We start from the raw sequence: 21877 nt of genomic DNA, 5'->3' as shown, positions 1-21877 counted from the left end.
AGCGAACCAGCCGGCGAATCTCTTTGTCAATCCTCATTGTCTTTAGAAGACGCCGGTTTGTCTCCGGACGGCTGCCGGGTGCCCTCGGTGCGCTCCAGCAGCACGCAGCAGAGTCCGGGCCGGGGGTCGAGCCGGGCCCGCCAACCCGGCCGGTCCGAACCGGTCAGCAGCCCGGTCAGCAGGGCCAGGTTCATCCCGCAGACGGCCGGCGGATAGTCCCCGGCGAGCTGGTGGAACGGGCAGTTGCGCAGCCGGATGTCGGCGCCGTCCGGCACCGGCTCGTACCCCTGGGCGTGCAGCACGTCGAGCAGCTCCGCGCCCGGCCCGACCGCCCGGCCGGCCTGCCGGCCCCGCTCGGCGGCCACCTCGAAGAGGGCCTCCTCCCCGCCGAGCCGCACCACGGTCTCGGCGAGCAGCTCCGCACCCAGCCGGTACGCCCGGGGCGGCACGCTGACCACGTGCTCCCCCGGCGCCCGCCGGTAGAGCTTCGCCGGACGGCCGGCACCCGGACCCGAACGGCCGGACCGGCGCGCCAGCGACACGGTCAGCAGCCCGGCGTCGACCAGCTTGTCCAGGTGGAAGGCGGCGAGAGTACGCCCGATGCCGACCTCGGCGGCCACCTCGTCCCGGCCGACCGGCCCCGCCCCGGCTGCCACCACCCGGTACGCCGCCCGCCGCACCGGATCGACCAGTACGGAGACGGCGTCGAGGCCCGGTTCCAGATCGTCCAGACTCGCCACCCTCCCAGGGTAGGGCGAGCCTCCCCGGTCAGTCGTCCGGGCGGAGCGCCGCCAGCGCCTCCTCCAGCTCGTCCGGCTTGACCAGCACGTCCCGGGCCTTCGAGCCCTCGGACGGCCCGACGATGCCCCGGGTCTCCATCAGGTCCATCAGCCGGCCCGCCTTGGCGAAGCCGACCCGCAGCTTGCGCTGGAGCATCGAGGTCGAGCCGAACTGCGAGGTGACCACCAGCTCGATCGCCTGCACCAGCAGGTCGAGGTCGTCGCCGATGTCCTCGTCGACCTTCTTCTTGGTGTCCTGCGCCGGAGCGAGCACGTCGGGCCGGAACTCCGGCTCCCGCTGCTCCTTGCAGAACTTGACGATGTCGTTGATCTCACCCTCGGTGACCCAGGCGCCCTGGATGCGTACCGGCTTGGAGGCGCCCATCGGGAGGAACAGGCCGTCGCCCCGGCCGATCAGCTTCTCCGCGCCCGGCTGGTCGAGGATGACCCGGGAGTCGGCCAGGGACGAGGTGGCGAAGGCGAGCCGGGACGGCACGTTCGCCTTGATCAGACCGGTCACCACGTCGACCGACGGGCGCTGGGTGGCCAGCACCAGGTGGATGCCGGCGGCCCGGGCGAGCTGGGTGATCCGGACGACGGAGTCCTCCACGTCGCGCGGCGCCACCATCATCAGGTCGGCCAGCTCGTCCACGATCACCAGCAGGTACGGGTACGGCCGGATCTCCCGCTCGCTGCCCGGTGGCGGCTTGATCTGACCGGCCCGGACCTTGCGGTTGTAGTCGTCGATGTGGCGTACCCCGGCGGCGGCCAGGTCGTCGTAGCGCATGTCCATCTCGCGGACCACCCAGTCCAGCGAGTCCGCCGCCTTCTTCGGGTTGGTCACGATCGGGGTGACCAGGTGCGGGATCCCCTCGTAGTTGGTCATCTCGACCCGCTTCGGGTCGATCAGCAGCAGCCGCACCTCGTCCGGGGTTGCGCGGGTCAAAATGGACACAAGTAGGCTATTCAGACATGAACTCTTGCCGGCACCGGTCGCGCCGGCGATGAGGATGTGCGGCATCTTGGCGAGGTTGGCCACCACGAAGCCGCCCTCGATGTCCTTGCCGAGCGCCACCAGCATCGGGTGGTGGTCACTCGCCGCCGCCCTGGACCGAAGCACGTCGCCGAGCGCCACGTCCTCCCGGTCGCTGTTCGGGATCTCCACTCCGACCGCGCTCTTGCCGGGAATCGGACTGAGGATCCGCACGTCCGGCGACTTGACCGCGTACGCGATGTTGCGGGAGAGCTGGGTGATCCGCTCGACCTTCACGCCGTGCCCGAGCTCGACCTCGTACCGGGTGACGGTCGGCCCCCGGGTGAAGCCGGTCACCGCCGCGTCCACGTCGAACTGGTCGAAGACCCCGGTCAGCGCGGCGATCACCTCGTCGTTGGCCCGGCTGCGGGTCTTCGGCGCACCGCCGGGACGCAGCAGGTTGGCCGGCGGCAGCGTGTAGTCGCCGGCCAACCCGGTGATCGCCAACTGCTCCGCCCGGGTCGGTGCCGGGGAGTGCTCCGGCGGCTCCGGTGCCTTCCGGGCGGCCGGTACCTTGCCCTTCGGCTTGCGCGGCAGCGGAACGGTCTCGTGCGCCGGAGTGTCGATCTCGTAGCCGGGCTCGTCCTCGTCGGCCGGGCCGGGCAGCGGCGACGGTCGGCGGCGCGGCCGTCGGCCCGCGGAGCCGCGCCTCGACTCGGGCTCGGAGTCCTCCTCGGACTCCGGCCGGCCGAGCACCGCACCGGCGAGCAGCCCGAGCCGCTCCGGCACCTTGTTGATCGGGGTCGCGGTCACCACCAGCAGCCCGAAGAGCAGCAGCAGCACCAGCAGCGGTACGGCGACCCAGGCGCTGACCGCGCTCTCCAGCGGGCCGCCGACGCCGGCCCCGATCAGGCCACCGGCGTAGTCCCGCTCGGTGTTGTCGGCCGGATGCTGTCCGATGTGCAGCAGCGCCGCCGTGCCGACGATCAGCGCGGTCCAGCCGACCAGTCCCCGGCCCCGGTGCTCCGGCTCGGCGGGCGCGCGCATCAGCCTGACCGACCCGATCAGCAGCAGGATCGGCAGCACGATCGAGATCGCGCCGAAGAACAGCCGGATGGTGTCGGCGAGTCGGCCGCCGAGCGGCCCGGCCGAGGAGAACCAGACCGCCACGGCGCTGAGGATCGCCAGGCCGAGCAGGAACAGACCGGCACCGTCCCGGCGATGCTCCGGGTCGAGGTCGCGGGCGGTCGCCGCCTGCCGGCCGGCCGCCCGCATCGCCCAGCCGACGCCGTGCGCCAGCCCCATCCAGGTCGCCCCGAGCGCCCGGCCGACGTACGCCGCCGGACTGGTCCGGGTCGGCCGGCGTGCGGCGGCCCGGCCCCGGGCCGGCTGCCGCGCCCGGGTGTTGCCCGCCCGAGTACCGCCGGTGCGGGTCGTGGACCCGCTCCGGCGCCGGTTCGCCTGAGAGGAGGCACGGCCCGCCATAAGTTCACACGTTAGCGGCGCACGCTGAGGATTCCCCGCTTTTGCGCGTCGTGTCTGACCAGCTACCTTGCGGATCACACCCGACACCCACCGCCCGCACCCCGGCGACCCCGGCCCGGCCCGTCCCGGTACCGGCGGCCGTGGTCCTACCATCACGGGCGGAGCCGGAGCCGTCCAGGAGGGACCCCGCATGCCCGTACCGGACTTCGTGGACGCCTCGGACCGGCCCGGCGGCGGCCGGCCGGAACGGCTGCGACCGCTGACCGACGAACTCCTCGGCACGGTGCTCGGCGGCCGGGGCCACACCTGCTACACCGACCCGGACGGTGACCTGGTCGGTAGCTGGGACGGCAACCTGGTCTACTTCCTCCGGGCCGGCGAGGTGCTCCAGGTCCGCACGATGGCGGCGAGCCGGTTCTCGGTCGACGACGTGCCCGTCCTGTACGCGTTCTGCAACACCTGGAACCGCGACCGGCTCTGGCCGAAGGCGTTCGTGCAGGTCAACGACGACGGCAGCGCCCGGGTCTGCGGTGAGGTGGTCACCGACCTGGAGTGTGGGGTCACGGTGCGGCAGCTCGACCAGTTGCTCGACTGCGGCATCTCGACCGGCCGGCAGATGTGCGCTGCCGTGGCGGAGCTGCGACGCTGAGTAAACTCACCGGCGGCCCGTCCCGACCCCGTGAAACCGGCCCGACCCCGTGAAAGCGAGACCCGTCCATGACCCGACCCCACGCGGCGGCCGCGTGACCCGCGACGAGTTGTTCGCCGCGCTGGCAGACGCCCGGGACCGGCCGGACGACGCGGCCAAGGTCGCCGAACTGGACCGGATCGTCGCGCACGCCGACGCCGGCGGGGACGTCCGGCTCGGCGTCGCGGCCCGGCTGGCCCTGGTCGAGGTGCACCGGCAGGTCGAACCGTGGCGGATGCTCCCGCCGGTCCGATGGTGTCTGGACGTCGTCGACCGGGCACCGGGGACGCTCGACGCCACCGACGCCGCCCGGCTGCACGGCTACCACCGGGAGGCGGTGGCCGCGCTCTGCGGCACCTCCCGGATCGGGCTGACCCGCGCCGGGGCCGCCCTCGACGACCTGGAGCGGCGGCTCGGGGCGGCCGGGCAGAGCTGCGGGCCGGCGTACGCCCTGCGCTGCCAGATCGCCGACCACGTCGGCGCCGAGTCGACCGCCCGACGGTGGCTGGTGCGCTGGCGGGCCGCGCCCCGTGCCGAGTGGAGTGGCTGCGTCGCCTGCGAGCCGGCCGAGCAGGCGAGGCTGCTGACCGGCTGGGGCCGGTGGACCGAGGCGGTCGAGCTGGTCGAGCCGGTGCTCGCCGGCACGCTGCGCTGCCCCGACCAGCCGGAGCGGGCGCTCGGCACGATCCAGTTGGCGTACCTGCGGCTCGGCCGGTACGACGAGGCCGCCGACGCACACGTACGCGCCTACCGGCGGCACCGGCGGGAGCGGGCAGGGTTTCCGTTCCTCGCCGACCACCTGCGGTTCTGCGCACTAACCGGTCACTACGATCGCGGACTGGAGATCCTCGCCCGGCACCTGCCCGAGTTGGACCGCCCCTACGACGAGGCGTCCGCGCTGGAGTTCGCCGCCGCCGGGGCGCTGCTCTGCCGACTGGCCGGCCCGGCCGGCTTCGCGCGACACCTGATCCACCGCCCCGGGTACGCCGGGCGGCACGCCGCCGAGCTGACCGTCACCGCGCTCGGCACCGAGCTCACCGCCACCGCCGAGGACCTGGCGGGCCGGTTCGACGCCCGCAACGGGACGAGCCACCAGTCCGGCCGGATCGCCTCCTGGCTGGCCGAACGCCCGCTGCCCGGCCCGGTACGCCTGCCGCCCGAGCCGGTGGACGAGCCCGAACGAGCAATCGAACCCGAGCCGGTGGACGAGCCCGAACGAACGATCGATCCCGAGCCGGAAGCGGCGATCGAACCCGAGCCGGAAACGGCGGTGGAGCCGGAGCCGGTGGCTGAGCCGGTGCCGGCGGGGTGCCGGGACCGGGGCGACGGGCTCGCGGTGGTCGGGCCGCTGACCGTGGCGGCGATCGTGGACGTGCTGCGGGACCGGGCGGACCAGCACGTACTCGGTCCGGCGGGCACGGTCGGCGGCCGGTGGGGCGACGCGCTGATCGAGTTCCAGCGGTTGGGTGAGCGGGGTGAGATCCTGCACGCCAGGGTGACTGCCGAGCGCCGGCTGCCAGCGGACCGGCTCGGGCAGGCGTACGAGTTCTGCAACGCCTGGAACCACGAGCAACTGCTGCCCAAGGCGTACGTCCTGGATCTCGGGGCGGGGGAACTGGTGCTGGCCGGCGACGTCAGCACCGACCTGGAGCACGGCGTCGCCGCCGGTCAGCTCGCCGTACTGGTCAACGCGACCCTCGCCAGCGGAGCCGCCTTCGCGGCCGCGGTGGCCGCGCTGCCCTGAGCCCCCGAAACAGACCCAGCCGCTGGGACAGGCCGAGCCAGGAGACCAGGATCAGCACCGCGACCAGTGCCTGGGCGAGCGCGGCGTACCGCTCGGGATAGATCACGCCCTCGACGTAGCGGTCGATGAAGCCCTGCCCGACGCCGGGTTCGCCGGCTCGGCGCCGCGCCCAGTGTTCGAGATAGGTCAGCGGACAGACCAGTTGGGCGGTTGTCACCAGCACGCCCCAGGCGGCGGCACCGAGATGCAGCCAGACCGTCCTCGGCCAGCGCCAGGCGAGGAACCCGCCGAGCACCAGATAGGCCAGGAAGCCGAAGTGCAGCACCAGGACCAGCATGATCAACAACCGGTAACCCATCGCCGCCTCCCGGGCAAAGGCTACCCAGCCGGGCGGCCGGCGGACCGGGTACGAATACTCAGCCCGCCGGCCGGCGCTCTCGGATCGTCTCGGCGCCCGGCTACCTCAGTGCGAGTCGCCACTCAGTGCAGGTCGGCCACCACTCAGCGCAGCGAGAAGCCGAGGGTGTAGGTGCCGGAGCCGCGCCGGGACTCCACCCGGTAGCGGTAGAAGCCGGCGCTGCCGCGGTAGGAGATCTGCTCGTCCGCGGTCGGCCCGGCGGAGACGGCGACGGTACGCCAGCCGCCCCGGCTCCACCTCTGGAGTACCAGGTCGAAGTTGGCCCCGGACGGCCCGTCCAGACAGCCGACCTGCCGACCGTGTCCAGCCCGGAAGTAGCGACCGGCGGGCTGCACCTGACGGCGCCCGGCCCCGAGGGTGGCGGCCTTCAGCGCCTTGTGCTCGGCGCACTCGGAACCCGGCGGCGGGCTCGGCGGCTCGGTCGCGCCCGGCGGCTCGGTCGCGGCGGGCGGCTCGGTCGCAGCCGGCGGTTCCGTCGCGGCGGGCGGTTCCGTCGTGGCCGGCGGGTCGGTGGTCGCCGGCGGGTCGGCCGGGGGCGCCGTCGGCCCGTTCGCGGTGGTGACCAGGGTGAGCTGGTTGACCTCAAGGATCTCGGTCAGCGGCTGGAAGAAGGTGATGCCACCCACCGTGCAGTCGCCGGAGCCGCCCGAGGTGACCCCCTGGGCCTGGTCACCGGACATCCAGGAGCCGCCGGAGTCGCCCGGCTCGGCGCAGACGTTCGTCCGGGTGAGCCCGGTGACCGTGCCCTCCGGGTAGACCACGGTGGCGTTCAGCGCCTCGACGACACCGCACCGGGCGCCGGTGGTGGCGCCGAAGCGGCAGATCGAGCTGCCGACCGGTGCCTCCTGCCCACCGGCGACCGCGATCGTTCCGCCGTCGAAGTCGTTGACCACCGGCTGCGGGACCCAGTCGTCGTTGGTCTCCACCACACCCCAGTCGTCGCCGGGGAACGAGGAGGCCGACACGACACCCTGGGCGACCCCGTCCGGGCTGCTGGTGGTGGCGCCTGGCGCTCCACAGTGGCCGGCGGTGACGAATCCGCCGACGACGGAGAAGCCGATCGAGCACCGGGAGCGGTCGTCGATCACGTACGGGTCACCGCCGCGTACGTCGATCAGCGGCACCGGCGCCTCGGCCGAGGCGACCACCTCGACCGCGTTCGCCGGGGCGCCACTGGCCTGCACGAACCGCCGCACGGCGGCCTCGGTACCGGGCTGGGCGCGTACCACGACGCGGTTGTTCGACACGTCGACGTACCAGCCGGCGACGTCCGGGGTCGCGTCATCGGCGATCCGGTCGAGACTCGCCTTGACCGTGTCGAGCTGCCGGGCGTTCCGGGTGACCAGCTTCGGTTCGGCTCCGGCGGCGCGTACCCGGGCGGCAGCCGCCTGGTCGGTCACCGCCACCATCAGCTGGTTGCCGTCGGCAGCGAGCCAGGTGCCGCCGTATCCGGCCCCGAGTTCGGTACGCAGCCGCTGGGTGGTCCCGCGAGCCCACTGCTCCCGGTCCAGCCGGGCCCGCGCCTGGGCCTCGGTCAGCGACAGGTCCCGGCGCAGCGCGTCGACGAGCTGCCGGGCCGGGCCGGCGGGCGTCGGCTCCGATCGCGGCGGGTCCTCCCCGGCCAGCGCCGGCCAGGTCACCGCCGCCAGACCGGCGACGGTCGCCACCGTCACCCCGATCGCGATTCCCCGTCGCTGTGCCGTACTCCGCCGACTGACCGTGCCTCGCCGGCTCCGCGTCGCGCGTCCGCGATCCATCGATCGCCTCCTTCACCATCGGGCAGCCCGCGGGAAGGTACGGCCGGCACGCGGCCGCCGATGAACGGATCGGTGATGGGCAATCTCACAGCCGATCGGCTGAACCGGAAGCGGCTCCCGTCCGTATCACCTGGAACGGCGGCGACCGGGGCGCAACGGCCCTTCCGCACGCTGGCCCTCCCGCACGCTCTCCGCACGGAAGGGCCTGGCCCGGCAAACTCGCAGACGCCGGTCGGCGCCGTGGATCCGATCAGACCTCGACCACGGTCGGGACGATCATCGGACGGCGCCGGTACGCGTCGTTCACCCAGCGGCCGACCGTACGGCGGACGATCTGCTGCAACTGGTGCGGGTCGGTGATGCCCTCGGTGGCGGCCCGGCCCAGCGCCTCGGTGATCAGCGGGATGACCGGGTTGAACGCGTCGGGGTCGTCCGAGAAGCCCTTGGCGGAGACGGTGGGACCGCCGACCACCTTGCCGGTGACCGAGTCGACCACCACGGTCGCCGAGATGAACCCGCCGTCGCCGAGGATGCGCCGCTCGGTGAGGAGCGATTCGCCGACGTCGCCGACCGCGAGGCCGTCAACGTAGACGTACCGGCTCTTGAGGTGACCGACCACCCGGGCGTGCCCCTCGACCAGGTCCACGACGTCGCCGTCCTCGCAGAGCACCACGCGGTCGGCGGCGACCCCGGACTCGATGCCGAGCCGGGCGTGCGCCCGCAGGTGCCGCCACTCGCCGTGCACCGGCATCAGGTTGCTCGGCCGGACGACGTTGAGCAGGTAGAGCAGTTCACCGGCCGGGGCGTGTCCGGAGACGTGCACCTTTGCCACGTCCTTGTGGATCACGGTCGCGCCGGCCCGGCAGAGCTGGTTGATCACCCGGTAGACCGAGGTCTCGTTGCCCGGCACCAGCGAGCTGGCCAGCACCACCGTGTCGCCGGGGGCGACCGTGATGTGCCGGTGGTCGCCGGTGGCCATCCGGCCCAGCGCGCTCATCGGCTCGCCCTGCGAACCGGTCGACATCAGCACGATCTGGTCCGGCGGCAGCGCCGTCGCCTCGTCCAGCCCGACGACCAGGCCGGGCTCGATGCGCAGCAGCCCGAGGTCGCGGGCGATGCCCATGTTGCGGACCATCGACCGGCCGATGAAGGTGACCTTCCGGCCGTGCTCGGCGGCGGAGTCCAGCACCTGCTGCACCCGGTGCACGTGCGAGGCGAACGAGGCCACGATGATCCGGCCGCGCGCCTTGGCGAAGATCGAGTCGAGTACCGGCCCGATCTCCCGCTCCGAGCTGACGAAACCGGGGATCTCGGCGTTGGTCGAGTCCGAGAGGAGCAGGTCGACGCCTTCCGCGCCGAGCCGGGCGAAGCCGGCCAGGTCGGTGACCCGGCCGTCCAGCGGGAGTTGGTCCATCTTGAAGTCGCCGGTGTGCAGCACCAGCCCGGCCGGGGTCCGGATGGCCACCGCGAGGGCGTCCGGGATCGAGTGGTTGACCGCGAAGAACTCGCACTCGAAGGGGCCGAGCCGCTCCCGGCCCCCCTCCCGCACCGTCAGCGTGTACGGCTCGATCCGCCGCTCGGCCAGCTTCGCCTCGACCAGGGCGAGGGTGAACTGCGAGCCGACCAGCGGGATGTCCGGTTTGTGGGCCAGTAGGTAAGGCACCGCCCCGATGTGGTCCTCGTGCCCGTGCGTGAGCACGATCGCCTGTACGTCGGCGAGCCGGTCCAGGATCGGCGCGAAGTCCGGCAGGATCAGGTCGACGCCGGGCTGCTCGACGTCGGGGAAGAGCACCCCGCAGTCGACGATCAGCAGCTTGCCGTCGTACTCGAAGACGGTCATGTTCCGCCCGATGGCGCCGAGGCCGCCCAGCGGCACGATCCGGAGCCCGCCCTCGGGCAGCTCCGGCGGCAGCTCCAGCTCAATTCCCGGCTGACTCATGCGGGCACTCCGCTTCGCTCCGTGCCGTCACCAGACACCCGCCTCCCACCGCTGTCCCTGCCCCCGCTCACGGCAACTCCAGCCCGGCTTCGGCGCAGTCCGTCCGCAACTGGGCCATCTCGTCGGAGGTGGCCTCCACCAGCGGCGGGCGTACCGGCCCGGCGGGCAGGCCCCGGGCGGCGAGTGCCGCCTTGACCAGGATGGTGCCCTGGGTGCGGAAGATCCCGGTGAACAGCGGCAGCAGCCGCCGGTGCAGGGCCAGCGCCTCGGCGGTGGCACCCCGGTCGTACGCCTCGATCATCTGCTTGGTGAGCGCCCCGGTCAGGTGGGTCGAGGTGCCGACCAGGCCGACCCCGCCGATCGCCAGGGCGGGCAGCGTCAACGCGTCCTCGCCGGAGTAGTAGGCCAGGTCGGTCCGGCCGGTCACCACCGAGCTGGCGATCAGGTCGCCCTTGGCGTCCTTCACCGCGACGATCCGCTCGTGGTCGGCGAGCCGCAGCAGGGTCTCGGTGGCGATCGGCACGCCGCTGCGGTGCGGGATGTCGTAGAGCATCACCGGCAGCGCGCTGGCGTCGGCCACCGCGGTGAAGTGCCGGACCAGCCCGGCCTGCGGCGGCTTGTTGTAGTACGGCGTGACCACCAGCAACCCGTGCGCCCCGGCCTTCTCGGCGGCGCTGGCCAGCTCGATGGTGTGCCGGGTGTCGTTGGTGCCGACCCCGGCGACCACCTGGGCCCGGTCACCCACCGCCTCGACCACCGTGCGGATCAGCCGCTCCTTCTCCGCGTCGGTGGTGGTCGGCGACTCGCCGGTGGTCCCGTTCACGACCAGCGCGTCGTTGCCCTGCTCGTCCACCAGGTAGGCCGCGAGCCGGGCCGCGCCGTCGAGATCCAGCGAGCCGTCCGGGGTGAACGGGGTCACCATCGCGGTGAGCAGGCGCCCGAACGGGCGGGGTGCCGCCCGACCGGCGTTGTCAGGGTGGTGGGTCATGCGAACAACCTATCGGACTGCCGCCGCCCGACCGGCGGGGAAGGGTTCAGGACAGCTGGGCGTACGGGCTGGTGGCGATCTCGGTGCCGTCCGGTAGCGCGCTGATGGTGAAGTCGGCGAAGACGTTCGGCGCGACGCGCTGGAGCTGCCGCAGGCACTCGACGGCCAGCTCACGAATCTCGACGTCGGCGCCCTCGGTGGCCCGCATCGCCACGAAGTGCCGCCAGGCGCGGTAGTTGCCGGTGACCACGATGCGGGTCTCGGTGGCGTTCGGCAGCACCGCCCGGGCGGCCTGTCGGGCCTGCTTGCGGCGCAGTGTCGGGTTCTCGACGTCGGCGAAGCGCCGCTCCAGCCCCTCCAGCAGGTCGTTGTAGGCCCGCAGGCTCGCCTCGCTCGCCTCCACGAACCGCTTGTGCAGCTCGGCGTCCTCGGCGATCACCGAGGGCTCCACCATGGCGGCCTCGCGCTCCGGCACGTACCGCTGGGAGAGCTGGGAGTAGGAGAAGTGCCGGTGGCGTACCAGTTCGTGGGTGAACGAGCGGGACACGCCGGTGAAGTAGAACGTCACGGTGCCGTGCTCCAGCACCGAGAGGTGCTGGCTCTCCAGGATGTGCGCGAGGTAACCCGCGTTGGTCGCGGTGGCCGGGTTGGGCTTGCGCCACGACTGGTAGCAGGCCCGGCCGGCGAACTCGGCCAGCGCCTGGCCGCCGTCCGCGTCGGTCGACCACGGTACGTCCTCCGGCGGCTCGAAGTGCGTCCACGCGATGACCTTGACCTGGGGGGCAACCATCTCCGGCATTCCTCGGACTCTAGTCGCCTCCGGCGTCATCCCGACGACCCCCTGTCGGCGTCGATGCCCGAGCGCCGCCGCCCCTGCAGCACCACCCGAAACGGGTCCATCGGGGTACCGAGGAGAAGCCGGCACCGGCGGCACGAACGACGGACGACAGCCTGAGCCGTCAAGATGCCGTCACACTGACGCTTGCGGGTGACGTCACTTCGATGTCATAGTGACGTCATGGACCTGGCTCCCTATCTGGCCGCGCTGCGCCGCGACCTCGCCGCCGCCGCCGCACCGGGCGGCCCGGAGATCAGCCGGGCGGCAGAACTGCTCGCCGGCTCGCTCGACATCTCTGCCCGGCTCTGCCTGCTGGAGGTGCTCGCCGACGCGACCGCCGAGATCACCGCCAAGCTCGACGGGCCGACGGTCGAGGTGCGACTGCGCGCCCGGGAAGCGGACCTGGTGGTGCACCGGGAGACACCGGAGCAGCAGCCCGCGACGGCGGCTCCCGGCCCACCGCCAGCACCGCCCCCGCCGACCGAGCCGCCCGGTGACGTCGCCCGGATCACCCTGCGGCTGCCGGACACCCTGAAGGACGCCGTGGAGCGGGCCGCCACCGCCGAGGGCATCTCGGTGAACGCCTGGCTGGTCCGAGCGGTCGCCGCCGCCGTGCCGGGCGCCGCCCCGCCGCCGACCGGCCGGGCCGGCCGGGGATCCAGCCGCCGGATCACCGGCTGGGCCCAGGCCTGACCACCCGACCGCCGCCCCGGGCGCGCCGGCCAGCCCGGCCGCCCCGACCATCGCCCCGGCATCACCCAGCCCGGGGCGACGCCCGCGTGCCGGGCAACCGGCCCGCATCCGCCACCCGAGACTTCCGCTTGGAGGAACCATGCACGAGTTTCCCCGTACCGCACCGGTCACCGTCGCCGCCGACCTGCCGGCCGGCGTCTTCGAGATGGTCGCCGAGGACCGCGACTCGGTCGTCGTCGACGTACGCCCGTACGACGGCAGCGCCGGATCCCGTGAGCAGGCCGCGCGTACCCAGGTCGGGTTGGACGGGGACGTGCTGTCGGTGGTCGTCCCCGACCGGGCCGGCGGGCTGTTCCGGCTCCGCTTCGGCGGGGTACGCGTGCTGGTCCGCGTCCCGCTGGACAGTTCCGGACGGATCAAGGTCGCCTCTGCCGACGTCCGCTGCCGGGGCCGCTACGCCGAACTGACCGTCGGCTCGGCGTCCGGCGACATCGAGATCGAGCATGTCACCGGCGACGCCGATGTCGACACGGCGAGCGGCGACATCGAAGTGTCCCGGGTCGACGGCCGGCTGGAGGTCAAGGGTGCCTCCGGGGCCCTCGTCGCCCGGCAGGTCGGCGGACCGCTCCGGGCCCGGCTCTCCTCCGGGAACGTCGACATCTCCGACGCCGCGGACGCCGTCGAGATCAAGACCGCCTCCGGCGCCGTACGCGTCGGGGCGACCCGGCGCGGCCGGGTGCGGATCGGGACCGCCTCGGGCGACGTGGGCATCGGGGTACGCCCCGGCACCGGGGTCTGGCTCGACCTCAACACCATCTCCGGCACCACCCGCAACGGGCTGGACGTGGGCACCGCACCCGTCGTCGCCGGCGGCCCCGACCTGAGCCTCGAAATACGTACGGTGAGCGGCGACATCGAGGTACGCCGGGCGGCCTGACCGGCCCGCCGCACCGGCCTCGGGCCCGGTGGCCGGATCACCGGTGGTACCTCGGGCGGCGGTCCAGCGGGATCCTGCACGAGCCGGCGACCGCCAGCACCGTCGCCGCGACGAACGCGCTGCCCAGCCCCAGTCCGAACAGGACCAGCCCGGAACAGTGCCGGAGATGGGAACCGTCGACCGGGATCCGGGACAGCGACGCCTGCCCGACCGCCACCAGCCCCACCCACGTTGTCGACGATGCGGAGCCGAAGGGAGCAGTTGATCCCGATGATCCGCCGGCGCCCGAGGACCCACGCTCATCGGTCGAGGAACGGCGGGAGTTGCAGCGCCGCCTCCGCCAGGCTCAGCCCGTCGAGGATGGCCCGCCACTTCACCCGGTACGCCGCGGCGGCGCCACCGTCACCGACCGCGACGCTGACCCGGTCCAGCCGGGCCAGTACCCGGGCGGCCTGCGACCGAGCCCCGATCCGCCGGTACAACTCCAGTGCGCGCCGAAGCGACGCTTCCGCGTCCACCCACCGGCCCTCGGCGGCGGCCAGGTCCCCCAGGGAACGCAGCGTTTCGGCGAGCCCGTCGCGGTGCCCCAGCGCCTCGTGTCCGGCCAGCGCCCGGTCCAGTCGCCGCGCCGCCTCCGGCAACCTGCCCTCGCGGATGTCGACATCGGCGAGCGCCTGCTCCAGGTACGCCGTGCCGAGGTCGTCGCGGAGCCGCACGCTGACCTCCATCGCCTCGGCGAGTGCCTGCCGCGCGCCACTCAGTTCACCGGTGTCGGTCAACGCCAGCCCGTAGTGGTAACGGTGCAGCGCGTCCCGCAGCGGAGGGATCGGTGCGTCGCTGACGGCCAATGCCTCCGCCAGCAGTGGAACGGCCCGGCCGGGGTCGCCCATCTCCCAGTACGCGAAGCCGAGGGTGGCCAGGGTGTCGCGTCGCAGGTGACCGGGCAGTTGCAGGTCACGGGCCGTGCTCACCGCCCGGGCCAGCCAGTCGAACGCCTCCCCGGACGGCCCGGCGCGCAGCGCCGCCAGGCCGGAGTTGGTGAGCGCGCGTACCAGCAGGTGCGGGTCGTCGATCCGGCGAGCCACCGCGAGCTGGTCAGCCGCGATGGCGGGCAGTTCGGCGTACCGGTCCCGCCCGAGGCAGGCGGCGAAGAGTTCGCCGAGCAGTCGGGCCCGGAGCGGATCCGCCCCGGAGGTGGGCACGCAGGACAGAGCGAACCGCAGCATGTGCTCCAGGTCGTCGTCGTAGGAGCGGAGCCGGAGGAAGCCGGACAGCCGCAACGCGAGCCCGCCGGCCAGCTCCGGCAGGTTGGCCCGGCCCGCCTGGCCGACCGCCGCGACCAGTCCGGCGCGTTCGGTCTCGAACCAGGCGAGCGGGTCGGCACGGAGGGCACGCTGACCACTGCTGACCATCGGACCGGTCTCCCGGTTCCGTTCCGCCTCGGGCGTGCCGAGCAGCTCGTCGGCCTCGCCGGCCAGGTCGAGCCAACCGCGCAGCAGCCGGGCCAGCGCCTGCTCCCGGTCGGCCGGCTCGTCGTCGACCATGAGCCGCTCCCGGGCGTACTCGGCGACCAGGTCGTGCAGCCGGTACCGCTGCTGCCCCACGGCGTCCCGACCGAGCGGTTCGACCAGGTGTACGTCGGCGAGCTGGTGCAGCAGCGCACGGGCCCGGCCGTCGGTGGTGTCCAGCAGCGCCTGCGCGGCCCACCGTGCCGAGTCGGTGGTGCTGAGCAGCCCGAGCCGCCGCACCAGCCGCCGTGCCTCGGCGGGCAGCGCCCGGTAGCTCAACGCGATGCTGGCCCGGACGTCGAGGTCACCGACGGCCAGTTCGTCCAGCCGGCCCCGTTCCACCGCCAGCCGCTGCCGTAGCTCGTCGACGGTCTCCTCGGGCCGTACCGCCAGCCGGGCGGCGGCGATGCAGAGCGCCAGCGGCAGCCCGCCGCAGAGCCGCGAGATCTCGCGCGCCGCTTCCGGTTCGGCGGCGATCCTCGCCTCGCCGACAGCCTCCGTCAACAGCCGTACCGCGTCCTCGGTGGACAGCGCCGGTACCGGGACCCGGGCGGCGCCCAGCATCGCGGCGAGGTGCCGCCGCGAGGTCACCACCGCGCCGCTGCCGGCCGATCCCGGCAACAACGGCCGTAGCTGCGCCTCGTCGGCCGCGTCGTCCAGGACCACCAGCATCCGGCCCCGGGCCAGGTGGCTGCGGTACAGCGTCACCCGCTCCTCGGGATCGTCCGGGACATCACCGCCCGCGACGCCCAACGCCCGCAGAAGACGCTCCACGATCCGGTACGGATCTCCCGGCGTGTCGTGGCTGCCCCGCAGGTCGGCGTAGAGCTGCCCGTCCGGGAAGGCCGCACCCAGCCGGTGACCCGCCGCCAGCGCCAGCGCGCTCTTGCCGACCCCGCCGGGACCGGTCAGGAGCACGACCGGGGCGCAGGCCGGATCAGCGGTGGTCATCTGCCCGAGGATCCGGTCGAGCAGCGACTCCCGGCCGGTCAGCGCCGGCGCCGGCGGAAGCTGCCTCGGCACCGGACGGGTCCGTTCCGTGCCCGCCCCGGCCACCGGTTCGCCCAGCAGGATCCGCTGTTGTGTCGCGCGCAGCAACGGCCCCGGCTCCAGACCCAGGCCGTCGACGAACCGTCGGTAGGCGCGGCGGTAGACGGCGAGCGCCTCAGCGCGCCGGCCCAGGCCGGCCAGCGCCGACATCTGCTGGCAGTAGAGCCGCTCCGCATACGGATTGTCGGCGAGGAGCGGCTCGACCTCGCGCAGCACCGCCTCGTACTCCGCGAGCCCCAGCACGGCGTCGAGCTTGGCCTCGGCCGCACCGAGCCGCTCGCCGTGCAGGGCCTCGCGGAGTCGCCCGCTGTCCACTCCGGCGACGTCGGCCAGCGCCGGGCCGCGCCACAGCGCCAGCGCCTGGTCGAGCAACGCCACCGCGGCGGTGTGGTCCCCACCCGAGGCGGCCGCACGTCCCCGGTCGGCAAGGTCGCGGAACTCGGTCAGATCCAGTCGGTGTCCGCGCAGGCGCAGCAGGTACCCGGTGGGTCGGGTCTCGATCAGGTCCGGGTCCACGGCCCGGAACCGGCGGCGCAGGCCGCTTATCAGGTTGTGCAGCTGTGCCCGGGCGGAGCCGGGCGGCTGCTCCCAGAGCCGGGTGATCAGCACGTCCGCGGGGAGCACCTTCCCGGCGCCGAGCAACAGGCTGGCCAGCACCAGCCGTTCCCGCCCGCTGCCGCTGGGCAGGAGCCGCCCGTCGTGTCGGACCTCGACCGGCCCCAGGATCCCGAACTGCACGGGCCATTGTTACCGCACCTCACCCAGGTACTCACAACTCGCTAACAAGCGGCGGATCCACACCCGGAAGATCCGTTAGCTTGACGGCGGACGCGGCCAGGGCGGAAGAGATCGGGTGGATCAGGGTGTCGATGGACGGGGGGCCCGGGTACGTCGGCCCGGCGGACGCGCCGGACCGGTACGAACTGGTGCAGCGGCGTGCGGCAGGTGGCGAGGGCGAGGTCTGGCTGGCCCGGGAACGCCACGGCGCCGACTCGTTCTCGTACGCCGTGAAGCTGATCCGGCTCGACGACGACTCGGCTGCCGACCGGCAGTTGGAGGAGTTGCGGCTCCAGGCGGCCCTGCTGACCCACCTGGAGCATCCGGCGCTGGTGAAGGTGAAGGAGGTCTTCGTCGGCGCGCCGCCGCATCCGGCCGGGCACCAGCCGGATGCGGCGGGCCGGCGGCTCTACTTCGTGATGAAGTGGATCGAGGGTCCCAGCCTCCAGACGGCGCTGGAGCGCGGTGACGTGCGCGGGCTCGACGTGCTGGCCCCGCTACAGCAGGTCGCCGAGGCGATCGACTACCTGCACAGCGGTCGGGACACCAACGCCGCCCCGGTGCTGCACCGCGACATCAAACCGGCGAACATCCTGCTCGCCCCCGACGGCCGGGTCTACCTGGTGGACTTCGGGCTGGTACGCCTGCGCAGCACCGACCGCACGTCGCGGATCTTCGGCACCGCTCCGTTCATGGCACCGGAGTCGCTGGCCCGTGGCGAGTACACCCCCGCGACCGACCGGTTCACCCTCGGCGCCACCGTCTACTACGCGATCACCGGGAACCCACCGCTGCCCGGTGACCCGGCGGGAATGGTGCAGCGGCTGACCGCGGCGCTCGGGCCAGGCCAGGATCGGCAGGTGCGGGGCATCGTCGCAATGCTCGCGGTGCAGCCGGAGGCCCGGCCGGCGAGTGCGGCGGCCTGGATCCGGGCGTTGCGTACCGCGCCGCCGGAGACCTCCGTCGGCTCCGGGGTCCCGGGCGCCGCCGGGCCGGAAGGGATCCCTGGATCATCGGCCGGCTCGGCGCTGCCCGAGACGTCGTTCGGGCCCGCGCCGCCGGTCTCGCCGGCCGCCGCCCCGGCGTCGCCCGGCTATCCGATGCCGCCAGGCTCGATCGGTGGCACCCGGCCGACGTCGCCACCGCCGGGCTACCCGATGCCGCCGGGCTCGACCGGTGGCACCCGGCCGGTGTCGTCACCGCCGCCGCCACCGTCGGGCTACCCGATGCCGCCGAGCAGCCCGGGTGGTCCACGGCTCTCCCCGGCCGTCGGTGGTTTCCTCAGCACCCCGCCGCCGCAGAAGAGGGGCAGCAAGGCACCGCTGATCGTCGTCGGCGTGCTGCTCTTCTCCCTCGTCGCCTGCTGCGTCGGGATATACCAGGCCTCGCCGGACGGAGACCTGTTCGGGACCGGGCCCGGCGCCACCCCCACCCGGTCGTACGACAAGAGCAAGCCGCCGCCACCGGTGACCGCGTTGCAGCCGGCGCTGGTCACGGCCGCCGACATCACGGCCGTGCTGAAGGCCCGCCGCGAGGTCATCCGTCCCCGGGACGCGGACGACATCCTGCAGGGTGGGCTTTCCGCGCTGAGCCTGTGCAGCGACGGGAGGGTCACCGCGAACGCGATCGGCGCCAGCGAGACCAACGGCTTCGACGTCAACACCGGAAGCTACCCGAACGTGGGCTCGGCGGTCGCGGGCTTCTACGCCGACGAGGCGAACGTCTTCTTCGACGCGGTCCGGACGAAGGCCGCCGGCTGCGAGAAGTGGTCCGAGATGCAGGTCCCGAAGCTCGGTGACGAGGCCCTCGGCGTCTTCGCCGACACCGGGCAGTACTACGACATCGCCATCGTCTTCGTCCGACGCGGGCAGGTGGTCATCGAGGTGGTGGTGGAGGGTAAGGGCGGATACCAGTCCGACGCGATCCAGCTCGCCACCGCGATGGCCAAGCGACTGCCCAAGGGTGGGGCATGACCGACGCGATCCTGCTGATCGGCGCCCCGGACGGGGAGCGGCGGGTCACCCCGGCGGAGGGGGCGCTCCGGGTCGGCCGGGACCCGCTGTGCCGGATCGTCGTCGACGACCCGCGCGTCTCCCGGGAGCACCTGGAGCTGCGGTACCAGGCCGGGCGCTGGCGGATGCGCGACCTGGGCGGCCAGAACGGCACGTACACCCCGGCCGGCCGGGTCTCCGAACTGGACCTGACCGGGCCGGTGGAGGTCCGGCTCGGCGGGTTCGACGGTCCCCGGCTCACCCTGCGGCTGGCGTCGACACCGGCACCGGTCACTCCGCCACCACTCGCGCCGCCACCGCCGACCATGGCCGCCGCGGCCAGGCCGCCGGGCCCGCCCGGCACGGCCACGCCGCCGGGTACCCCGGGCACACCGTCGGGGATGCCGGCCGGAGGTACGTCCGACGCGGGCACGCCACGGTTCGAGGCCGGGCGGGTGCCGTCCGCGACGTACCGGGCGGCTGGGCGGACCCGGATCGGCCGCGCCCCGGACAACGACATCGTCCTGGACGACCTGCTGGTGTCGCGGTACCACGCGGAGCTGCTCCGCACCCCCGCCGGCCTGAACCTGGTCGATCTCGGCACCCGCAACGGCACCTTTGTCAACGGCCGCCGGGTCACCACCGCCGAGGTGCGCCCGGGCGACCTGCTGTCCTTCGGCCGGCACCAACTCGTCGTCGACGCCGCCGAGCTGCGCGAGTACGTCGACGCCGGGCGGGTCTCGCTGCACGCCGACGGGCTGGGCGTCACCGTGGCGGGTGGCAAGCGGCTGCTCGACAAGGTCAGCTTCGCGTTGGACGAGTGCAGCCTGCTCGCCGTGATGGGTCCGAGCGGGGCGGGTAAGTCGACCCTGCTCGCCGCGTTGACCGGCTACCGCCCGGCGAACGAGGGCACGGTCAGCTACCAGGGCCGCGACCTGTACGCCGAGTACGACGAACTGCGTCACCGGATCGGCCTGGTGCCGCAGGACGACATCCTGCACTCGGCGCTGACCGTACGCCGGGCCCTGCGGTATGCCGCCGCGCTGCGCTTCGGGCCCGACGTGACGGGCGCGGAGCGGGAGCGGCGGGTCAGCGAGGTGATCGACCAGCTCGGTCTGGTCAGCCAGGCGGACCAGCGGATCGACACGCTCTCCGGCGGTCAGCGCAAGCGCACCTCGGTCGCGCTGGAGCTGCTCACCGAGCCGTCGCTGCTCTTCCTCGACGAACCCACCTCCGGGCTCGACCCGGCGCTGGACCGGGACGTGATGACCGGTCTGCGGGACCTCGCCGACCGGGGCCGCACCGTCGTGGTGATCACTCACAGCCCGCTGCACCTCAACGTCTGCGACCGGGTACTCGTGCTCGGCCGGGGCGGCAAGGTGGCCTACGTCGGACCACCCGACGGGCTGCTGCGGTTCTTCGGCGCCCGGGAGTACGCCGACGTGTTCAAGCAGGTGGCCGACGACCCGGACGGCTGGGCCGCGCGTTATGCGGCCACGCTGCCGCCCCGGCCCGCCGCCGTCGGACCGGCCGGGCCCGGCAACCGTTCCGGACAGGCCCACCCGGCACAGGCCCACCCGGCGTACGACCCACTGGCGCAGGCCCGACCGGCCGACGCCCAGCCCGCCCCGGTCCAGCCGGCGCGGCAGAGCTGGCGGCGGCAGCTGACAATCCTGACCCGGCGGATGGCGGCCGTCACCCTGGCGGACCGGACGTACGCGGCCCTGCTGCTCGGCCTGCCACTCGGTCTCGCCGCGCTGCTGCACGTGATCCCCGGTGGCGCTGGCTTCACCCGGTCGGCCTCCGGGCCGAGCCTCGAACCGGCACAGTTGCTCGTCGTGCTGATCGTCGGTGGGATCTTCATCGGGCTCGCCGGCGGCATCCGGGAACTGGTCCGCGAACGTGCCATCTACCGGCGGGAACGTGCGGTGGGGCTGGCGCCGAGCGCGTACCTGGGGTCGAAACTGCTGGTGTTCGCGGTGGTGACCGCGGTCCAGGCGGCGCTGTTCGTGGTGGTCGGCCTCGCCGGCCGGCCCGGGGCACCGCGGGCGCTGGCGCTGCCGTGGCCGCTGCTGGAGCTGATCGTGGTGGTCTGGCTGACCGCCCTGACCGCGACCGTGCTGGGGCTGCTGGTCAGCGCGTACGTCTCCACCGGGGAGCAGACCATGCCGATCCTGGTGGGGCTGGTGATGGCACAGCTGGTGCTCTGCGGCGGCCTCTTCGAGGTGGTCGACCGCACCGGCGTGGCGGAGCTGTCGTGGCTCGCGCCGGCCCGGTGGGGGTACGCCGCCGCGGCGGCCACGGTCGATCTCCGTTCGCTGACGGTCGACCCGTCCGCGGACGCACTGTGGCGGCACACGACCGGCGCGTGGTGGTGGGCGATGGGTGCGCTGGCGCTACAGGGCGGCATGCTGACCGCCGCCACCCGCTGGGCGCTGCGGCGCCACGAACCGGGGCGCTGACCAGGCAGGACATCGCATTTCAGCACTGAGAGGGACGGGGGAAACCGGTGGGCCGCCGCAAGGACGACGCGATCGACGTCGCTCATCGCGAGGGATGGGCCAACGCCTGCCAGTTGTACGAACACCTGCACGCCGGGGGCGCCCTCACCGCGCTGCCGCCGGGCGCGGTACGACTGAACCGGGACGAGGTGGCGTACGCCGAAGCCGTGCTCGGCTACGCCCGCTTCTACGGCACGTCGGTGTCGTACCGCAGCAGCAGCACCCTGCTGCTCGGTTCCGCGACGTTCGTGGCGGCCGGTCTGGCGGCGAACGCCATGGCCAACTCCTCGGCACGGCGGCGCGCCGAGGCATCGGCGGCGGCCCAGTGGCGGGACCACGCGCACGTCCGGACCATCCTCACTGATCAGCGCCTGCTCTGCGACTACCGGGGCCAGTGGCTGAGCTTCTGGCACCAGGGCGTGGTGGAGTTCCAGGGTGACATGGGGCAGTGGCTGTTCGTACTGCGCTACGAAGTCGGGGACCCGATCATGCTGCACGGGCCGGCGGCGCCGTGGTTCGCGGTGAGCGCCGCGCACCTGGTGTACGGCCAGCAGGGCCTGCGCCTGCCGGCCCTGGCCGCGATCGCCTGGTCGGTGTCGGAGGCGGCGGCGCACCGGCGGCGGGCCGTGAGCGGCGAGATCGTCCCGGACGACGGTTCCGAGGGCCGTCGGGCATTGCCGGCGCCGTGAGCGGCGACTGGTACGGCAGCCGCCGCCCGTTCGTGGCCTGGTTCGTTCAGGCTCGAACCGGTACCGCCGGCCGTACCCGAAGCGCTCGTGTTGGTTGCCGCCCGTGCTGGCCTTGCCCGGCG

General features: G+C 73.5%; 16 protein-coding genes. 7 read left to right on the top strand and 9 right to left on the bottom strand.

Going from position 1 to position 21877, the window contains the following annotated elements:
- Positions 1-26: 26 nt before the first annotated feature.
- Both AAH979_RS01970 and AAH979_RS01965 read right to left on the bottom strand, forming a co-directional pair.
- Positions 27-740 (bottom strand): transcriptional regulator, encoded by a 714-nt coding sequence (locus tag AAH979_RS01970; RefSeq protein WP_346256016.1) that lies wholly within the window; start codon positions 738-740, stop codon positions 27-29.
- A gap of 28 nt (positions 741-768) precedes the next feature.
- A complete protein-coding gene (locus tag AAH979_RS01965) occupies positions 769-3237 on the bottom strand; it encodes a DNA translocase FtsK 4TM domain-containing protein (RefSeq protein WP_346256015.1) in 2469 nt (822 codons plus the stop codon).
- Positions 3238-3427: 190 nt separating this feature from the next.
- Between AAH979_RS01965 and AAH979_RS01960 the strand changes: the two genes are divergently transcribed.
- Together AAH979_RS01960 and AAH979_RS01955 are read left to right on the top strand one after the other, a co-directional pair.
- Positions 3428-3886, top strand: a complete 459-nt coding sequence (locus AAH979_RS01960; RefSeq protein WP_346256014.1) for a YbjN domain-containing protein — start codon at positions 3428-3430, stop codon at positions 3884-3886.
- A 94-nt stretch (positions 3887-3980) separates the two neighbouring features.
- Positions 3981-5669, top strand: a complete 1689-nt coding sequence (locus tag AAH979_RS01955; RefSeq protein ID WP_346256013.1) for a YbjN domain-containing protein — start codon at positions 3981-3983, stop codon at positions 5667-5669.
- On the opposite strand, the gene AAH979_RS01950 is transcribed toward AAH979_RS01955, so the two are convergent.
- The 5 genes from AAH979_RS01950 to thyX all read right to left on the bottom strand — a co-directional run bounded on the left by AAH979_RS01950 (position 5611) and on the right by thyX (position 11561).
- On the bottom strand, positions 5611-6027 hold the full coding sequence (locus AAH979_RS01950) for a DUF2784 domain-containing protein (protein WP_346256012.1): 417 nt from the start codon (positions 6025-6027) through the stop codon (positions 5611-5613). The two genes, AAH979_RS01955 and AAH979_RS01950, sit on opposite strands and share 59 nt — an antisense overlap.
- A gap of 143 nt (positions 6028-6170) precedes the next feature.
- Positions 6171-7844, bottom strand: coding sequence for a S1 family peptidase (locus AAH979_RS01945; RefSeq protein ID WP_346256011.1), 1674 nt, complete (start codon positions 7842-7844; stop codon positions 6171-6173).
- Positions 7845-8094: 250 nt separating this feature from the next.
- A complete protein-coding gene (locus AAH979_RS01940) occupies positions 8095-9783 on the bottom strand; it encodes a ribonuclease J (RefSeq protein ID WP_346256010.1) in 1689 nt (562 codons plus the stop codon).
- Positions 9784-9850: 67 nt separating this feature from the next.
- The gene (gene dapA / locus AAH979_RS01935; RefSeq protein WP_346256009.1) at positions 9851-10771 is read right to left on the bottom strand and encodes a 4-hydroxy-tetrahydrodipicolinate synthase; all 921 of its coding nucleotides are present in this window, start codon (positions 10769-10771) and stop codon (positions 9851-9853) included.
- Positions 10772-10817: 46 nt separating this feature from the next.
- Positions 10818-11561, bottom strand: coding sequence for an FAD-dependent thymidylate synthase (gene thyX, locus AAH979_RS01930; protein WP_346256304.1), 744 nt, complete (start codon positions 11559-11561; stop codon positions 10818-10820).
- Positions 11562-11789: 228 nt separating this feature from the next.
- On the opposite strand from thyX, the gene AAH979_RS01925 reads away from it, so the two are divergent.
- Together AAH979_RS01925 and AAH979_RS01920 are read left to right on the top strand one after the other, a co-directional pair.
- Complete coding sequence (locus AAH979_RS01925) at positions 11790-12302, top strand: toxin-antitoxin system HicB family antitoxin (RefSeq protein WP_346256008.1); 513 nt, start codon at positions 11790-11792, stop codon at positions 12300-12302.
- A gap of 139 nt (positions 12303-12441) precedes the next feature.
- Positions 12442-13239 carry a DUF4097 family beta strand repeat-containing protein gene (locus AAH979_RS01920; RefSeq protein ID WP_346256007.1) on the top strand — a complete coding sequence of 266 codons (798 nt, stop codon included), beginning with the start codon at positions 12442-12444 and terminating at the stop codon, positions 13237-13239.
- Between the two features lie 37 nt (positions 13240-13276).
- Here the strand turns inward: AAH979_RS01920 and AAH979_RS01915 are convergent, their stop codons facing one another.
- Positions 13277-13456 carry a hypothetical protein gene (locus AAH979_RS01915; RefSeq protein ID WP_346256006.1) on the bottom strand — a complete coding sequence of 60 codons (180 nt, stop codon included), beginning with the start codon at positions 13454-13456 and terminating at the stop codon, positions 13277-13279.
- 82 nt (positions 13457-13538) lie between these two features.
- On the bottom strand, positions 13539-16535 hold the full coding sequence (locus AAH979_RS01910) for a BTAD domain-containing putative transcriptional regulator (protein WP_346256005.1): 2997 nt from the start codon (positions 16533-16535) through the stop codon (positions 13539-13541).
- Positions 16536-16666: 131 nt separating this feature from the next.
- Here AAH979_RS01910 and AAH979_RS01905 point away from each other — a divergent pair, with 131 nt between their 5' ends.
- From AAH979_RS01905 to AAH979_RS01895, 3 genes are read left to right on the top strand one after another with little or no spacing between them, the layout of a single operon-like run.
- Entirely contained in the window at positions 16667-18547 is a 1881-nt protein-coding gene (locus tag AAH979_RS01905; RefSeq protein ID WP_346256004.1) for a serine/threonine-protein kinase, read from the top strand.
- Entirely contained in the window at positions 18544-21027 is a 2484-nt protein-coding gene (locus AAH979_RS01900; RefSeq protein ID WP_346256003.1) for an FHA domain-containing protein, read from the top strand. Before AAH979_RS01905 ends, AAH979_RS01900 begins: the two co-directional genes overlap by 4 nt.
- A 47-nt stretch (positions 21028-21074) precedes the next feature.
- Positions 21075-21755, top strand: coding sequence for a hypothetical protein (locus AAH979_RS01895; protein WP_346256002.1), 681 nt, complete (start codon positions 21075-21077; stop codon positions 21753-21755).
- The last annotated feature ends 122 nt before the right edge of the window (positions 21756-21877 follow it).

The organism is Plantactinospora sp. ZYX-F-223, from assembly GCF_039649625.1.
Lineage (GTDB): Bacteria > Actinomycetota > Actinomycetes > Mycobacteriales > Micromonosporaceae > Plantactinospora.
This window is presented reverse-complemented; position numbering and strand designations above follow the sequence as displayed.

Bases quoted from the DNA above. Each gene is read 5' to 3' on its own strand.
- AAH979_RS01940 (WP_346256010.1), bottom strand. From the start codon at position 9,783: ATGAGTCAGCCGGGAATTGAGCTGGAGCTGCCGCCGGAGCTGCCCGAG.
- AAH979_RS01920 (WP_346256007.1), top strand. From the start codon at position 12,442: ATGCACGAGTTTCCCCGTACCGCACCGGTCACCGTCGCCGCCGACCTG.
- AAH979_RS01925 (WP_346256008.1), top strand. From the start codon at position 11,790: ATGGACCTGGCTCCCTATCTGGCCGCGCTGCGCCGCGACCTCGCCGCC.
- thyX (WP_346256304.1), bottom strand. From the start codon at position 11,561: ATGGTTGCCCCCCAGGTCAAGGTCATCGCGTGGACGCACTTCGAGCCG.
- dapA (WP_346256009.1), bottom strand. From the start codon at position 10,771: ATGACCCACCACCCTGACAACGCCGGTCGGGCGGCACCCCGCCCGTTC.
- AAH979_RS01905 (WP_346256004.1), top strand. From the start codon at position 16,667: ATGGACGGGGGGCCCGGGTACGTCGGCCCGGCGGACGCGCCGGACCGG.
- AAH979_RS01950 (WP_346256012.1), bottom strand. From the start codon at position 6,027: ATGGGTTACCGGTTGTTGATCATGCTGGTCCTGGTGCTGCACTTCGGC.
- AAH979_RS01960 (WP_346256014.1), top strand. From the start codon at position 3,428: ATGCCCGTACCGGACTTCGTGGACGCCTCGGACCGGCCCGGCGGCGGC.
- AAH979_RS01900 (WP_346256003.1), top strand. From the start codon at position 18,544: ATGACCGACGCGATCCTGCTGATCGGCGCCCCGGACGGGGAGCGGCGG.
- AAH979_RS01965 (WP_346256015.1), bottom strand. From the start codon at position 3,237: ATGGCGGGCCGTGCCTCCTCTCAGGCGAACCGGCGCCGGAGCGGGTCC.
- AAH979_RS01945 (WP_346256011.1), bottom strand. From the start codon at position 7,844: ATGGATCGCGGACGCGCGACGCGGAGCCGGCGAGGCACGGTCAGTCGG.